The organism is Lentzea sp. NPDC058436, from assembly GCF_042721515.1.
Classification (GTDB): domain Bacteria; phylum Actinomycetota; class Actinomycetes; order Mycobacteriales; family Pseudonocardiaceae; genus Lentzea.
The window spans coordinates 169,062-182,637 of the sequence record NZ_JBHXLF010000005.1; the positions used below are offsets into that span (position 1 = coordinate 169,062).

General features: G+C 70.6%; 16 protein-coding genes. 5 read left to right on the forward strand and 11 right to left on the reverse strand.

Annotation, left to right across the window (positions count from 1 at the left end; all coding sequences use genetic code 11):
• Window positions 1-21: 21 nt before the first annotated feature.
• The 6 genes from ACFWN2_RS21940 to ACFWN2_RS21965 all read right to left on the reverse strand — a co-directional run bounded on the left by ACFWN2_RS21940 (window position 22) and on the right by ACFWN2_RS21965 (window position 4,663).
• Window positions 22-1,374 carry a gamma-glutamyltransferase gene (locus tag ACFWN2_RS21940; protein WP_382429982.1) on the reverse strand — a complete coding sequence of 451 codons (1,353 nt, stop codon included), beginning with the start codon at window positions 1,372-1,374 and terminating at the stop codon, window positions 22-24.
• 214 nt (window positions 1,375-1,588) lie between these two features.
• The gene (locus tag ACFWN2_RS21945) at window positions 1,589-2,215 is read right to left on the reverse strand and encodes a response regulator (protein ID WP_382429984.1); all 627 of its coding nucleotides are present in this window, start codon (window positions 2,213-2,215) and stop codon (window positions 1,589-1,591) included.
• Window positions 2,212-3,012, reverse strand: coding sequence for a sensor histidine kinase (locus ACFWN2_RS21950; RefSeq protein WP_382429986.1), 801 nt, complete (start codon window positions 3,010-3,012; stop codon window positions 2,212-2,214). The genes ACFWN2_RS21945 and ACFWN2_RS21950 overlap by 4 nt, the downstream gene beginning before the upstream one ends.
• A complete protein-coding gene (locus ACFWN2_RS21955; RefSeq protein WP_382429988.1) occupies window positions 2,946-3,257 on the reverse strand; it encodes a hypothetical protein in 312 nt (103 codons plus the stop codon). The genes ACFWN2_RS21950 and ACFWN2_RS21955 overlap by 67 nt, the downstream gene beginning before the upstream one ends.
• Window positions 3,254-3,784, reverse strand: a complete 531-nt coding sequence (locus tag ACFWN2_RS21960) for a DUF1453 domain-containing protein (protein ID WP_382429990.1) — start codon at window positions 3,782-3,784, stop codon at window positions 3,254-3,256. The genes ACFWN2_RS21955 and ACFWN2_RS21960 overlap by 4 nt, the downstream gene beginning before the upstream one ends.
• A gap of 27 nt (window positions 3,785-3,811) precedes the next feature.
• Window positions 3,812-4,663 (reverse strand): helix-turn-helix domain-containing protein, encoded by an 852-nt coding sequence (locus tag ACFWN2_RS21965; RefSeq protein ID WP_382429992.1) that lies wholly within the window; start codon window positions 4,661-4,663, stop codon window positions 3,812-3,814.
• Between the two features lie 101 nt (window positions 4,664-4,764).
• Between ACFWN2_RS21965 and ACFWN2_RS21970 the strand changes: the two genes are divergently transcribed.
• Entirely contained in the window at window positions 4,765-5,379 is a 615-nt protein-coding gene (locus ACFWN2_RS21970) for an NAD(P)-dependent oxidoreductase (RefSeq protein WP_382429994.1), read from the forward strand.
• 47 nt (window positions 5,380-5,426) lie between these two features.
• Window positions 5,427-6,020 (forward strand): DedA family protein, encoded by a 594-nt coding sequence (locus ACFWN2_RS21975; protein ID WP_382429996.1) that lies wholly within the window; start codon window positions 5,427-5,429, stop codon window positions 6,018-6,020.
• On the opposite strand, the gene ACFWN2_RS21980 is transcribed toward ACFWN2_RS21975, so the two are convergent.
• The 3 genes from ACFWN2_RS21980 to ACFWN2_RS21990 all read right to left on the reverse strand — a co-directional run bounded on the left by ACFWN2_RS21980 (window position 5,927) and on the right by ACFWN2_RS21990 (window position 9,289).
• Window positions 5,927-7,153: an MFS transporter gene (locus ACFWN2_RS21980; protein ID WP_382429998.1), complete on the reverse strand. Its 1,227-nt coding sequence runs from the start codon at window positions 7,151-7,153 to the stop codon at window positions 5,927-5,929. The genes ACFWN2_RS21975 and ACFWN2_RS21980 overlap by 94 nt on opposite strands.
• Window positions 7,154-7,182: 29 nt before the next feature.
• Complete coding sequence (locus ACFWN2_RS21985) at window positions 7,183-8,394, reverse strand: MFS transporter (RefSeq protein WP_382430000.1); 1,212 nt, start codon at window positions 8,392-8,394, stop codon at window positions 7,183-7,185.
• Window positions 8,395-8,554: 160 nt separating this feature from the next.
• A complete protein-coding gene (locus tag ACFWN2_RS21990; protein ID WP_382430002.1) occupies window positions 8,555-9,289 on the reverse strand; it encodes a carbonic anhydrase family protein in 735 nt (244 codons plus the stop codon).
• A 336-nt stretch (window positions 9,290-9,625) separates the two neighbouring features.
• On the opposite strand from ACFWN2_RS21990, the gene ACFWN2_RS21995 reads away from it, so the two are divergent.
• Window positions 9,626-9,976 carry an MmcQ/YjbR family DNA-binding protein gene (locus tag ACFWN2_RS21995; RefSeq protein ID WP_382430004.1) on the forward strand — a complete coding sequence of 117 codons (351 nt, stop codon included), beginning with the start codon at window positions 9,626-9,628 and terminating at the stop codon, window positions 9,974-9,976.
• Between the two features lie 12 nt (window positions 9,977-9,988).
• Here the strand turns inward: ACFWN2_RS21995 and ACFWN2_RS22000 are convergent, their stop codons facing one another.
• Window positions 9,989-10,867, reverse strand: coding sequence for an MBL fold metallo-hydrolase (locus tag ACFWN2_RS22000; protein WP_382430006.1), 879 nt, complete (start codon window positions 10,865-10,867; stop codon window positions 9,989-9,991).
• 82 nt (window positions 10,868-10,949) lie between these two features.
• Here ACFWN2_RS22000 and ACFWN2_RS22005 point away from each other — a divergent pair, with 82 nt between their 5' ends.
• Window positions 10,950-11,780 (forward strand): LysR family transcriptional regulator, encoded by an 831-nt coding sequence (locus ACFWN2_RS22005; protein ID WP_382430008.1) that lies wholly within the window; start codon window positions 10,950-10,952, stop codon window positions 11,778-11,780.
• On the opposite strand, the gene ACFWN2_RS22010 is transcribed toward ACFWN2_RS22005, so the two are convergent.
• Window positions 11,750-12,283: a class I SAM-dependent methyltransferase gene (locus ACFWN2_RS22010; RefSeq protein ID WP_382430010.1), complete on the reverse strand. Its 534-nt coding sequence runs from the start codon at window positions 12,281-12,283 to the stop codon at window positions 11,750-11,752. The two genes, ACFWN2_RS22005 and ACFWN2_RS22010, sit on opposite strands and share 31 nt — an antisense overlap.
• Before the next feature lie 67 nt (window positions 12,284-12,350).
• Between ACFWN2_RS22010 and ACFWN2_RS22015 the strand changes: the two genes are divergently transcribed.
• On the forward strand, window positions 12,351-13,526 hold the full coding sequence (locus ACFWN2_RS22015) for an SGNH/GDSL hydrolase family protein (protein WP_382430012.1): 1,176 nt from the start codon (window positions 12,351-12,353) through the stop codon (window positions 13,524-13,526).
• Window positions 13,527-13,576 lie beyond the last annotated feature (50 nt).

Consider the following 13,576-nt stretch of genomic DNA (forward strand, 5'->3'; position numbering starts at 1 on the left):
TCCCATTATGCGGGCAACATCTCACACGACGACGACAGCGCCGTCGCGACGGTGATCTGCACCACCCCTGAGCAGCCCCGATCCGGTCATTTCGACCACCTGGCAGCCACCGAAGAACATGTTCGGCGCGCGGAACCGCGTGACCGGCAATTCACTTTCCGGTCGAATTCCCGGCTCGACGTGGAGGTGGTCCCCGCTCAGGTGCATGCGGGGCGCGTCGACGGCGTCCTGCGCGGGCATGCCGCGGTCGAGGACGTTCACGAGCACCTGCAGGATCGCGCCGCAGATCCGGCTCGACCCGGCGCTGCCGAGCACGAGCGCCGCCTGGCCGTCGTTCGTCACGACGGTCGGCGCCATCATCGACGGCAACCGGTCACCGGGCGCGTGGCTGAAGAACCCGTCGGGCGACAGGTCCTCCTCCCCCATCATGTTGTTGAGGTGCACCCCGGCGATCGAGATCCCGGAGCCGGCGCCGTTCGTGGTCGTGACGCTGCACGCCGTGCCGTCCGCGTCGAGCACGGAGATGTGTGTGGTGGAGCCGAGCCGGTTGAGGTGCGTCTTCGGCGTGGCCAGCGCCCGGATCAGGTCCTGCTGCGAGGGGTCGTCCGGCAACGCCTCCAGCATCTGCGTCAGCAACGCCCCGCCCGCCGCGGGTGGCGGGTTCGTGTGGACGTCCCGGTTCCGGTGCCGGACGTGCAGGGGTTCCCTGGCCGCGGCTTCGTAGGCTTCGAGGTCGTGCCGCGTGAGGTCGCCGCCCCTGCTTCCGATCCAGTCGGTGACCGCCGTCGCGATGTCGCCCCGGTAGAACGGCTCCGCGCCGTCTTCGCCGAGCCGTTCGAGGGCTTCGGCGACCTCGGGCTGGACGAGGAGTTCGCCTTCTTCGAGGGCGTTGAGACCTGCGCTCTGGGCGAGCGGCAGCAGCAACGACGTCACGTATGCCTGATACCGGTTCACCCGATGGCCTTCACGCGCGTGCTTCACCGCCGTGGCCACGAGTTCGTGCAACGGCGCCCGCCCGTAGGCGGCGGCTTTCGCGGCGCCGGCGGGCATCCCGTACGCGGCGACGGAGGACGGTCCCACGTGGAACTCCTGCTCCGCGTCACCGAAGTGGACGGTGATGGGGTCGAGCGGAGCCCGGTCGCCGCTGCGGCCACGCCCCGGCGCCACGGCCGAGAAGTCCAGCAGCACAGGGGTTTCGCCCGCCGGCGCGATCATCATGTACCCGGCGGACCCGAGCCCGGTCAGCAACGGCTCGGTGACGCACGACGTGAGCATCGCCGCGACGGCCGCGTCCACGGCGTTGCCCCCGGCGCGCAGCATCGCCGCGCCCGCCTGTGCGGTGAGCGGGTGGCCCGCCGCGATCGCGCCTCGCACCGTCGACCTCCATGAAGGGAAGGCGAACAACGGTAGACCCGTGCGGGAGGGGGCGGCCACCCGGCCCGCGCACCACGCCGGTGAGGGCGAGGCGGGCGGCGGCGAACCCAGGCGGCGGGTGCGAGGCAAGTTGCGGCCGCGCAGCGGTTGCAAGCGCACCTGCCGGCCACCGGCCCTGCCCGCAAGCCTCGCGGCACCGGCCCCCAGCTCCCGCTCACCCCCTCAAAGCCAGCGCCAGCCTCACCGCGTCCGCTCGCGTGTGCAGCCCCGCCTTCGCGAACAGGTTGTTGATGTGCGTCTTCACCGTCGCCTCGCTGATGAACAGCCGCCGCGCGATCTCCCCGTTGCGCAGCCCCTCCCCGATCAGGTCGAGCACCTCGCGCTCGCGCGACGTGAGGTCCACTCCTGGCGGCGAGACGGGCCGCCGGCTCGCGAGGTCCAGCAGGCGTGACTGCACAGCGGGGTCGAGGATCGCGTTGCCCGCGTGGGCCCCGCGCACCGCCTGGATGATCGTGGCCCGGTCGGCGTCCTTGGTCAGGTAGCCGCGGGCGCCGGCGCGCAGGGCGGCGAGGATCGACTCGTCGTCGTCGAACGTCGTCAGCACCACCACGGGCAGGTCCGGGTGCGAGGCGCGCAGGACGCCGGTGGCCTCGGCGCCGCCCATGACGGGCATGTTGAGGTCCATCAGCACTACCTCGGGGGTCAGGTCTTCCACCGCCGCAACAGCTTCCTGGCCGTTGGAGGCGGTGCCGACGACCGTGATGTCCGGGTCGAGGTCCAGCATCACGGCGAGCCCGTCGCGCACGGCGGCCTGGTCGTCCACGATCAGCAGTCTGATCATCGGGGCAACTCCATCCTGACCGTCCACCCTGGACCGTCCGGTCCGGCGAACAGCGTTCCTCCCAGTAGAGCAGCCCGCTCGCGCATGCCGGCGAGCCCCATCCCGTCGCCCTCCGCATGCCGCGTCCCGTTGTCGGTCACGGTCAGCCTGACCACCGAAGCCTCGTGCTCCAGCAGCACGTCCACGTCGGCGCCCGGTGCGTGCTTGTGGGCGTTGGTCAGGGCCTCCTGCGCGGCGCGGATGACGGTCTGCGCGATCTCGACGCTCACCGGTCCCCCGCCCGACACCCGGTAGCGGGCGCCGTGCGACTCCGCTAGCCGTGCGACCGATTCCGACAACGGCAAGGTGCTCTCTCGCAACGCGTGCACGGCGCGTCGGGTCTCCTTCAGGCCGGAGACGGCCAACGCTCGTGCGCGCAGCACGGCTTCGTTGGCCTCAGGAGCCTTGCCCGCCGCGTGCAGGGCGTCGGCCATGTCCAGTTGCACGGCGATGCCGGACAGCGAGTGCCCGACCACGTCGTGGATCTCGCGCGCGATCCGGCCGCGTTCCTCCAGGACCGCGGTGTACTCGGCGGCGGCCTGGGCTGCGGCGCGTTCGCGGCGGACCAGGCCGAAGTACACCGGCAGACCGGTGGTGAGGCCCAGCCACCACGGCGGGATCTCGGCGGCGCCCAGGGCTTCGGCCGCCCACGTCGAGATCGTCGCGAGCGCCGAACCCGCGATCGCCAGCGCTACAGAGACGTGCCGCGACTCCAGCTGACGCCCGGCCGTGCTGGTCGCGAGGAAGACGAACGCCACCCCGGCGGTGGACGGGGCCAACGCGAACAGAGGGCGCTGGACAGCACGAACGTTCCGGCCACCGCGATCTGGCCGCGCTCCGGCAGCCGGTCGAGCACGAACACCGACGCGACCGCCGAGGCGATCACCACGGCGGTCAGGGCCCACGTCAGCGCGGCCGACGGCCGGGTGGCCAGCTGGAACACCGTCACCGCGGACAGCACCAGCGTCGCCAGCGGCCTGAGCATCTCGTCGGTGAGCTTCATCGGGACGAATCATGCCGCGTTCCGCGCACCTTCTCCTGCCAGGAGTCGAGGAACGCCGACGTGCGGTGCGGTTCGCCGTTGCGGCCCTTCGACCACACGACCTGCCCGCGCACCCGCACGGCCTTCGACATCACGACGAGCCCCTCGGCGAGCAGGCCGGCGCCGACCACGAGCATCAGCCCGTTGCCCGCAGCGGCCGGGGCCAGCACGAACCCGAGGGCGAACCGCGCGGCGATGCTCGCCACCCACAGCACGACGGTCATGGCCGTGTAGCGCAGCATGACGAGGCCGTCGCGCTCGTAGGTGCGGATCGTGAGCCCGCGCAGCACGCCGAACGCCACGCTCAGCACCACGCTGACCAGCAGGAACACCAGCGAGTCCGGTACGACCTGGGTCAGGCCGATCACCCCGAGGATCGCCGGGAGCAGCAGCAGGCGTTTGCCGACGGCGGGTTCACCGATGAGCCTGCGGGCCATCACGAAGACGATGGCGGCGGCGATGAGGACGATCTCGACGGTTGCGTTCATGCCGTCAACGCTAGGAATTCGCGCAGGTCAGCGCGTGGACCCCGCGCTGTAGCCAGGGTGGAGATCCGTCTCCACCCGCGGGTCGAGCAGGGCCGCGAGACGGTCGGCGGAGCCCTCGGAGGCGGTGAAGACGATCGCGCGCAGGTCGTTCTCCCGCAGGCCCACCACATCGCTGTCGATCTCGATCGGCCCGAGCGCCGGGTCGTCCAGCACGACGCGGCCGGTGGCGGGACCAGGTGCGGAGGCCGTCGCCCACATCGCGTCGAACACCTCGCTCGCCGAACGCAGGTCCGCGACGAGCGCGGCCAGGCCGTCGTCGCGCGGGTACCGCAGGGAGGCCCCGCGCAGGTCGTCGACGAGCAGCCGGCGGAACTCCGTCTCCTCCTCTGCCGTGCGCAGGAGGCGGCCCTGCGTGCCGGTGAAGATCTGCCGGGCGACGTTGCGGCCCGCCGGGTCGGTCTCCGAAGCGTTGTGGCACATGGCCCGCCACGCGGGTGTCCACGCGACGATCGTCCACGTCGCGTCGACCAGGCACAGCGCGGTGCCGCCCATCCGCCGCAGGAAGCGTTCGCCGCTCGGGCCCACCTCTCGGGGCACGGTGCCCGCCGTCGGCGCGAACCCGGCGAGCGCGCACAGGCGTTCGTAGTCCGCCGCCGGCAACCGCAGCGCGCGGGCCAGGGCGTTCACGACGTCCGCTGACGGGTGGCGGCGGCCCTGCTCGACGCGCTTGAGGTAGTCCTCCGACACGCCGGCCAGCTCGGCGAGCTCCTCCCGCCGCAACCCCGGCGCACGCCTGACGCCGTGATCGCGCAGGCCGACGTCACCGGGCGCGGTCCTCTCCCGGAACTCGCGGACCGCGGCGCCGAGGAGGAGGTCCATTCTCCCAGTATGCCGCGACCTCCACGGGGGACAGCCTGGCCCAGGCACGCGTCCACGACGGCAGGAAGCATCGGTGGTGACCACCGAACCGGGAGAACCAGATGCACCTGACCGTCCTCGCCGCCTCCGGCCCGACGGGCCTCGCCCTGACCAGGCAGGCCCTCGACCGCGGGCACACCGTCAGGGCCGTCGCCCGCGATCCCGGCCGCATCACCGTGCCGGACTCGCCGTTGCTGACCAGGGTCGCCGCGGACGTGTTCGACGACGAACGGATCGCGGCGGCGCTCAAGGGCAGTGAGACCGTCCTTTCCGGACTGGGCGTGCCGAAGGGGCACAAGCCGGGCGTGCTCGTCGCCGGGGCACGGGCCGCCGTGGCGACGGGTGCCAGGGTCATCTGGCTGGGCGCCTACGGAACGGGCCCGTCGGCGCCGGTCGCCAGTTCCCTCAACCGCCTGGTGCTGAAGGGGCTCGGCGAGGAGATCGCCGACAAGGTGGCGTCCGACGCGACCGTGCTGGAAGTGGGAGGCACGGTCTTCCACGCCGGCCCGCTGGCCAGGAAACCGCTCAGCCCGGACAGGCGCACGGTCGGGCTGGACGCGTCCCCGAAGAGCCTCCTGCGACTGCTCGTGAGCCGGGAGACCGTGGCCGCCGCGATGCTCGACGAGGCGGAGCACCCGCGGTTCGCCGGTGCGGTCGCCGTTCCCCTCACCCGCTGAGACGGCCAGATGAGTGCGTGACGGGCAAAACGGGTAATTCGACAACCATGGAATGGATCACGAAGCTCATGGAGGCGCTGGGATCACCCGGCGCCGGACTGGCGGTCGCACTGGAGAACGTGTTCCCGCCGGTCCCGAGCGAGGTGATCCTCCCCCTGGCCGGGTTCACGGCCGGCCAGGGCAAGATCTCGCTGATCGCCGCGATCCTCTGGACCACGGCCGGGTCCGTCGTCGGCGCCCTCGTGCTGTACGGACTGGGCGCGTGGCTCGGGCTGGAGCGGCTGCGCAAGGTCGCGGACAGGATCCCGTTCGTCACCGCGTCCGATGTGGACAAGTCCGACGCGTGGTTCGACAAGCACGGCAACAAGGCCGTGTTCATCGGCCGGATGGTGCCGGTCGTGCGGAGCCTGATCTCCATCCCGGCCGGGGTGTCCGGGATGCCGATCGTGAAGTTCACGCTCTACACGGCGGCGGGCAGCCTGGTGTGGAACACCGCGCTGATCCTCGCCGGGTACGCGCTCGGCGACAACTACGAGCTCGTCGACCGCTACCTGGGCTGGGTCTCGACGGTGGTGCTGGCCGCGCTGGCCATCGCCATCGTCTGGTTCGTGGTCTCCCGCGTCAAAGCACGCCGTTCGTAGAGCACCGACGCCACCGCGATCGCCAGACCGGCCAGCGACAGCGCCACGCCGACCCACGCCGTCGAGGTGTAACCCCAGCCCGCCGCGATCGCGAGACCGCCGAGCCACGCGCCCGCGCCGTTCGCGACGTTGAGCGACGAGTGGTTGGACGAGGCCGCGAGCGACGGCGCGTCAGGCGAGGCGTCCATCAGCCTGATCTGCAGCGCGGCCGCGAGGATCTGGATGGTGAAGCCCAGCAGGAACAGGAAGACGAAGAGGAACACCGGGATGCTCGCGGTCAGCCCGAAGAGCACCAGGATCACGCAGACCGCGATCAGGCCGCCGAACACCGAGCCTGTCACCGACCGGTCCACGAACCGGCCGCCGAACGTCGCGCCGAGCGTCATGCCGAGCCCGAACACCGCGAGGATCCACGGCACCGCGCTCTGCGACAGCCCGGCGACCTCGGTCGTCAGCGGGGCGACGTAGGAGTAGACGGCGAACATGCCGCCGAAGCCGATCATGCCGGTGAAGATCGCGAACCAGACCGTCGGACGCCCGAACGCGCGGACCTCGCCCTTCATCGACGCGCCCTCCACCTTCGGCACCCTCGGCACCCAGGCTGCGATGGCCAGCGCGGTGATCACGGCGATCACCGCGACCGCCAGGTACGCCGTGCGCCAGCCGATCTGCTGCCCCGCCGCCGTCGCGAGAGGCACGCCCACGAGGTTCGCCACGGTCAGACCGACCATCACGCGCGCAACGGCCGTGCCGCGCCGTTCAGGAGCAACGAGCGTGGCGGCGACCACGGCCGCGATGCCGAAGAACGCGCCGTGCGGCAGTCCGGCGACGAACCGTGCGAGGAGCAGCAACGTCTTGTCCTGGGCCGCGGCCGACAGGCCGTTGCCCAGGGCCACCGCGAGCATCAGGCCGATCAGCATGCCCTTGCGCGGCAGCTTGGCGCCGAGCACGGCGATCAGCGGCGCGCCGACGACGACACCGGCCGCGTAGAGGCTGATCGCGTGTCCGGCCTCGTAGTCGGGGATGCCGAAGGTCTCGGCGATCTGGGGCAGCAGGCCCATCGTCGCGAACTCGGTCGTACCGATGCCGAACCCGCCGAGCGCGAGAGCGGTCATGGCGCGGGTGGTGTTCAAGGCTTCCCCATGGCTGTAGTAGCGGCGGACTAGTTAGCTACTGGAACCACTTTACGGTCTTTCTGACGCGCTTCAGAAGACCCGCGACCGGTGCCGATGCTCACACGCCGGTCGAGGAATACCGACACGCCCGCCACCACCAGACCGCCGACCGCGAGCAGCGCTCCGATCCAGTTCGGCGAGGTGTAGCCGAGACCGCGCTCGATCGCGAGACCGCCGAGCCACGCGCCGGCGGCGTTGCCGAGGTTGAACGCCGCGATGTTCGCCGCGCTCGCCAGCGCGGGCGCGCCCTCCGCGGTCTGCATGACCCGCATCTGCAACGGCGGCACGGTCGCGAACCCGGCCGCGCCGAACAGCACGATCGTGATGGCGGCGAGCACCGGCGAGTGCGCGGTGAACACGAACGCCGTCAGCACGGCGGCCAGCGAGATCAGGATGACGACGATGCTCTTCATCACCGACCGGTCCGCCGCCCGGCCGCCGAGCAGGTTGCCCGCGAACAGGCCGACGCCGAACAGCACCAGCAGCCACGTCACGGCACCGGAAGAGAAGCCCGCGACCTCGGTCATCATCGGCGCGATGTAGGTGAACGACGCGAAGACGCCCGCGAAGCCGAACGCGGTCATCAGCAGTGCGAGCCGCACCTGCGGGTTGCGGAACACGGCGAGTTCGCTGCGCAAGTTGCTCTGCTGCGCTTCCTGCTTCGGCACCAGGAAGACGATGCCGAGCAGGCCGATCACGCCGAGCGCGGTCACCGCCCAGAACGTCGAGCGCCAGCCCAGCGCCTGGCCGAGCGCCGTGCCCATCGGCACGCCCAGAACGTTCGCCACGGTCAGACCGGTGAACATCAACGCGATGGCGCTCGCCCTGCGTTGCGGCGCAACGAGGTCAGCGGCGACGACCGAGCCGATGCCGAAGAACGCGCCGTGCGCGAGCGCCGCGATCACGCGCCCGCTCATGAGCACGCCGTAGGTGTCCGCGAGCGCCGAGACGAGGTTGCCCGCGATGAACAGCACCATCAGTCCGAGCAGCATCTTCTTGCGCGGCAGGCGTCCCCCGAGCACGGTCAGCAACGGCGCGCCGATCACCACGCCGAGCGCGTAGCCGGAGATCAGCAGACCCGCGCTCGGGATCGAGACGCCGAGGTCGGTCGCCACCTCGGGCAGCAGCCCCATGATCACGAACTCGGTCGTGCCGATGGCGAAGGCGCTGATCGCGAGGGCGAGCAGAGCGACAGGCATGTCACACAGTCCTTGAAGTCGTAGGTTGTCGGCGTGGGCAATAGTTGCACACGCGGGCAATTGCATGCGACTCGTGAATCGGTGAAGCGCGTCACGCGGCCCTCGGACGCGAAGAAGGCCGGTCCCAGCGCCGGGACCGGCCTTCGCTTCGGTGACGACCTCAGATGCGCGGGACGTCCACCAGCGTGCGCCCGTTGAGCGGCTGCGTCGCACGGGCGTTGCCCGCCGTGAACAGGCCCTTGAAGCGCGCGATGGTCGCGGCCGTCACGTGCTGCTCACCGGTGAGGTACCACTCGACGCCCTCGGTGAACGGCGCCGTCGTGAGCGAGCCGGTGTAGTGCAGCGTGTGGTGACCCGACGGCAGCAGCCGGTTGAGGTCGATCGGCGAGATGTCGACCGGCGCCCCGCACTCCGGCGAGAGCCTGGCCAGCACGTCGTCCACGACCGAGTGCGAGCCGACGACCAGCGGAACGCCGACGACGAGTAACTTGCCGGCGGCGCTGCGGTGCACGAGGTGCATCTCGAGCGGCGTGGTGCGGCCGCCGAACTGGTGCTCGGACGGCGTGTGGAAGTGGAACTGGACCAGGTCGTATCTCGTGCCGGCGACCGTGACGTGACCCGCGCCCGGTTCGACCTCGGCTTCCTCGGTCTCCTCGTGGTTGCGGATCGTGCAGCCGTTGTCGTCGGCCGTGTCCTTGCGGATGTACTTCAGCTCCAGCGCGGAGTGCCCGTAGGAGACGTCGAGCTTCGGCGCGTGCGGGTCGAACCGGATCGCGTTCGGCGTGACGTTGACGGGGCTTTGCTTCGGCGTCGCCGACTCGGCAGGACCACCCGCGAAGAAGGCCGCGGTGAGCACGAGCGGAAGAACAGCCGGAAGTGACCGCTTGATGTTCATGAAGTTACTTTTCACCCGATCGGGTGAAATGGGGAAGTGGAGTGTGGCCGCGCTCTCATCGGCCAGAAATATTCCCGCCGAACCATTCGGGACGCCACCGGGCCGACTCCGCGCCCGGAAGGGCGTACACGCAGGTCAAGCAGCTGCCAACTACTGGCGAAAAGCGGTCTTCAGGCCCCTTTCGTTGACCACGCAAATTCGAATTGAGACGCAACCGCCGTGACGAAATGATTGAAGAACGAAAGCGTTCTTGATCACTATTGTCCGATTCACGGCGGTTTGCCGAATTTGCCTGAAGTAACTCCTTTCACCGGTCGCGTGCGGCAGGATGGTCCGATGGTGACCGTCGCCGACATCCGCGCCGTGGCCCAGACGCTGCCGCGCACCACCGAGCACCTCATCCGGGACCGCGTGAAGTTCCGCGTGGGCCAGATCGTCTACGCGGCCCTGTCCCGCGACGAGACGGTGCTGGGCCTCGGCTACCCGCGCGAGGAACGGGAGGCGCTCGTCGCGAGCGACCCGGTCAAGTTCGCGTTCCCGAGCCAGTCCGACATGCGCTTCCAGTGGGTGCACGCCTCGATGGCCGAGCTCGACGTCGAGGAGATGACCGAGCTCGTCATCGGGGCGTGGGTCATGTGCGTGCCCAAGAAGGTCATCCGCGAGCGCCTCGGTGACGACTATCTTTAGTCAACACTGAAGTTATCGAGCGGGTTGCTCTGCGCAGAGGCAGCTCACGCCGGGCTCGATCCACTCCTGCCCGGTCCACTCCGGATGCCGCCCGACCAGCACCGCCCGCACCTCGGCGACGATCTCGTCCAGGCCCGTCGCGGAGTCGCGCCGCCGCCACGTCTCGTCCCGCAGCTCCCCCAGGTAGTCCCGAACTCCTTGCAACACCCCCACGCCGCCCACCGACCCGTGCCCCGGCACCACGATCCGGGGTCCGGACGCGATCAACCCGTCCAGCACCGCGATCCACGCGAGGCCGGAGACGTCGGTGTCGTGCGGCGGGAACCACGGGAAGATCGCGAACTGCCCGGTCTCGGCCAGGTCGCCGGTGAACAGCACGCCCGCGTCCGGCACCTCGACGACCTGGTCGCCCAGCGTGTGCCCGCGCCCGGTAGGCCGCAGCAGCACCGTCCGGCCGCCCAGGTCGAGCACGTGGACGCCGTCGACCACCTCGTCCGGCACCGGCACCTCGACGTCGGCCAGCCGTTGCGCGACCGCCCCTCCGAAGCCGCGGAACATCTCCAGGTAGCCGGATCCCTTGCGGCGCAGGTCTTCCGCCTGCGCGCGGTTCACCACGTAGTTCTCGAACGCGGACGCGCCGAACGCGTGCTCGGGGTGGAAGTGCGTCGTCGTCAGGTGGATCCGCCGGCCGCGCGCCACCTCCTCGGCGAACGCGCGCACGTCCGACGCGTTGGTGCGGCCGAGTCCCGTGTCCACCACGAGGACGGCCTCGGTGCCGCCGATGATCCCGATGTTGGGCACCAGGCCGACGTGCTCGTTGGGGATGACCAGGACGTCCGGGGCGACTTCGACGGCGCCTGAGGTGTGGACCACGGGGTCGGGGAGGTTCATGTCCCCACTCCACCGCCGAGGCGTGCCGTGCGTCCAAGACCAAGTGCGCACACCCGATACCGCGCGAGTATCGTGCCTGATCATGGAGCTGCGGACCCTGCGCTACTTCGTCGCGGTCGCCGAGGAGCTGCACTTCGGCCGCGCCGCACGCCGGTTGCACCTGAGCCAGCCGCCGCTCAGCCGGGCGATCAAGCACCTTGAAAACGACCTCGGCACCACGCTGCTGCACCGCTCCCCCGCCGGCGTCGCGCTGACCGACGCGGGCCACGTCCTGCTGGCCGAGGCGAAGGCGCTGCTGGAGCACGCCGACCGCATCCGCGCCAAGCTCGCGCGCACCACGATCACCGTCGGCATGCTCGGCGACCACGCCGCCGGACTCGCCGCAGCGTTCCGGCTCAGGCACCCGGACGTCGAGATCCGCGTGCGGGAGACCGACCTGACCGACCCCACGTGCGGCCTGCGCACCGGCCAGGTCGACGTCGCGCTGACGCGCGGACCGTTCGACGACAGCGGCCTGAAAACCCTTGTCCTGCACCGGGATCCGGTCGGCGCGGTGCTGCGGCCGGACGACCCGCTCGCCGCCCGCGGGCAGATCACCACCGACGACCTGGACGGCCGCGACTGGTTCCAGTTCCCGGACGGCACCGACGAGGTGTGGCGGAACTACTGGAACGGCGGCAAACCCCGCAGCGGCCCGACCGTCCGCGCGGTGCAGGAGTGCGTGCAGTCCGTGCTGTGGAACGGTTCCGTGGGCCTGGCCCCGCTCGGCCACGACCTGGACGGGCTCGTGGTGGTGCCGCTGACCGACATGGCGCCCAGCCCCGTCGTGATCGCGTGGACGCGCGACGACCCGCTCACCCGCGACTTCGTCGAGGCGGCGGCTCAGGCGTACCGGCTCACCGTGACCGCGTAGTCGCCGCCCTCGAACGGTTTGCGGTCCCAGGTCGCGAACCGCTCGACCAGCGTGAGCCCGGCCTGGGCGCAGTGCTCGTCGTAGTCCTCGACGGTGTAGCCGCGATCGAGGCTGAACCCGGCGATCAGGACGTTCCCGACGTGCCTCGCGACGCCCGCGACGAGCGCGGCCTGCGTGCCGGGCGGGGTGAACAGCGGCACGTTGCCCGCCATCACGACGACGTCGAACGTGCGCCCCAGATCCAGTTCGGCCAGATCGGACCGCACCCACGTGATGTCCGGCGCCTGCTTGCGCGCGTAGGCGAGCATCGACTCGTCGAGGTCTGCCCCGACCACCTCGATGCCGTGCCTCGCGAGCTCGATCCCGACCCTGCCCGTGCCACACCCGGCGTCCAGCACGGACGAGGGCGCGAACGCGCGCACGAACGTCGCCTCCCCGTGCACGTCCATCCCGGACTCGGCGAGAGAGTCGAACCTGCGCTGGTACTCGGCCCCGTTCCACACGCACGCCAGCATAGAACCGAAGATCGGCGGATACCGGACGTGTGGGAGCGCTGCCAAGGTCGAGGACATGACGCGCTTTCTGCTGGCAGTGGCGTTGCTCGTGGCCGCGGCCTCCCCCGCACAGGCCGCACCTCCCAGATGGGTCGGCACGTGGGCGGCCGCACCGTCCTCGGCCGTGCCCGGCACCGACAACGGTTATGTGAACTTCACGATCCGCAACATCGTGCACGTCAGCGCGGGCGGCAAGGAGATCCGCGTCCGGCTCTCCAACGCGTTCGGCCGCACTCCCGTGCTGTTCAGCCAGGTCACGGTCGCCCGCGCGGCCGGCCCGGACACACCCCTGGCGCTACCCGGCACCGTGCGCACCCTGACGTTCGGCGGCTCGCAGGCCATCACCGCCCCGCCCGGCGCCGACGTGGTCAGCGACGGCGTGGCCCTCACCGTCCCGGCCGACTCGGACCTGCTGGTGAGCGTCTACACGCCCGAGCCCGGCGGCCCGGTCACCTATCACAACCTGACCATGCAGAACTCGTACTTCACCCGCGACGGCAACCACACGACCGACGAGTCCGCCCTCGCGTTCCGCGAACGCACCACGAACTGGCACTACGTCTCGGGCGTCGACGTTCGGTCGTCGACGTTGCAGGGCAGCGTGGTGGCGCTCGGTGACTCGATCACCGACGGCGCGAACTCCACGTTCGGCGCGAACCTGCGCTGGCCCGACCAGCTCGCCGACCGCGTCAACAAGCGCCTGGGCGTGCTGAACGCCGGTATCAGCGGCAACCGGCTCCTGCTCGACGGCGGCGGTGCCGGCGTCAACGCCCTGGCCAGGCTGAACCGAGACGTGCTCACCCAGTCCGGCGTCCGCACGGTGATCGTGTTCGAGGGCATCAACGACATCCAGCAGACCCCGCACCAGACCGACCCGGCCAAGATCATCGCGGCGCTCAAGCAGATCGCCTCTCGGTCCCACGACCGCGGCCTGCGGGTCGTCGGCGCGACGATCACGCCGTTCAAGGGCTGGAACAGCTACACCGAGGAGCTGGAGCAGGTCCGCCAGACCGTCAACGCGTTCATCCGGACCAGCCGCGACTTCGACGCCGTGGTCGACTTCGACCAGGTCATCCGCGACCCGGCGGACCCGCAGCGGATCAGGCCGGACTACGACGAGGGCGACCACCTGCACCCCGGTGACAAGGGGTTCGAGGCGATGGCCAAGGCGGTGAGGCTCGCCACTCTCTGACACACGATCGAGCGGTGCTGGTTTGCGGGACCCCTGCACCTGGCTATTCG

What these genes read in the sequence shown, in the direction of transcription:
- ACFWN2_RS21975 (WP_382429996.1), top strand. Translation starts at nt 5,427, where the DNA reads ATGGAATGGATCACGAAGCTCATGGAGGCGCTGGGATCACCCGGCGCC.
- ACFWN2_RS22015 (WP_382430012.1), top strand. Translation starts at nt 12,351, where the DNA reads ATGACGCGCTTTCTGCTGGCAGTGGCGTTGCTCGTGGCCGCGGCCTCC.
- ACFWN2_RS21990 (WP_382430002.1), bottom strand. Translation starts at nt 9,289, where the DNA reads ATGAACATCAAGCGGTCACTTCCGGCTGTTCTTCCGCTCGTGCTCACC.
- ACFWN2_RS21995 (WP_382430004.1), top strand. Translation starts at nt 9,626, where the DNA reads ATGGTGACCGTCGCCGACATCCGCGCCGTGGCCCAGACGCTGCCGCGC.
- ACFWN2_RS21970 (WP_382429994.1), top strand. Translation starts at nt 4,765, where the DNA reads ATGCACCTGACCGTCCTCGCCGCCTCCGGCCCGACGGGCCTCGCCCTG.
- ACFWN2_RS21985 (WP_382430000.1), bottom strand. Translation starts at nt 8,394, where the DNA reads ATGCCTGTCGCTCTGCTCGCCCTCGCGATCAGCGCCTTCGCCATCGGC.
- ACFWN2_RS21960 (WP_382429990.1), bottom strand. Translation starts at nt 3,784, where the DNA reads ATGAACGCAACCGTCGAGATCGTCCTCATCGCCGCCGCCATCGTCTTC.
- ACFWN2_RS22005 (WP_382430008.1), top strand. Translation starts at nt 10,950, where the DNA reads ATGGAGCTGCGGACCCTGCGCTACTTCGTCGCGGTCGCCGAGGAGCTG.
- ACFWN2_RS21945 (WP_382429984.1), bottom strand. Translation starts at nt 2,215, where the DNA reads ATGATCAGACTGCTGATCGTGGACGACCAGGCCGCCGTGCGCGACGGG.
- ACFWN2_RS21965 (WP_382429992.1), bottom strand. Translation starts at nt 4,663, where the DNA reads ATGGACCTCCTCCTCGGCGCCGCGGTCCGCGAGTTCCGGGAGAGGACC.
- ACFWN2_RS22000 (WP_382430006.1), bottom strand. Translation starts at nt 10,867, where the DNA reads ATGAACCTCCCCGACCCCGTGGTCCACACCTCAGGCGCCGTCGAAGTC.
- ACFWN2_RS21955 (WP_382429988.1), bottom strand. Translation starts at nt 3,257, where the DNA reads ATGAAGCTCACCGACGAGATGCTCAGGCCGCTGGCGACGCTGGTGCTG.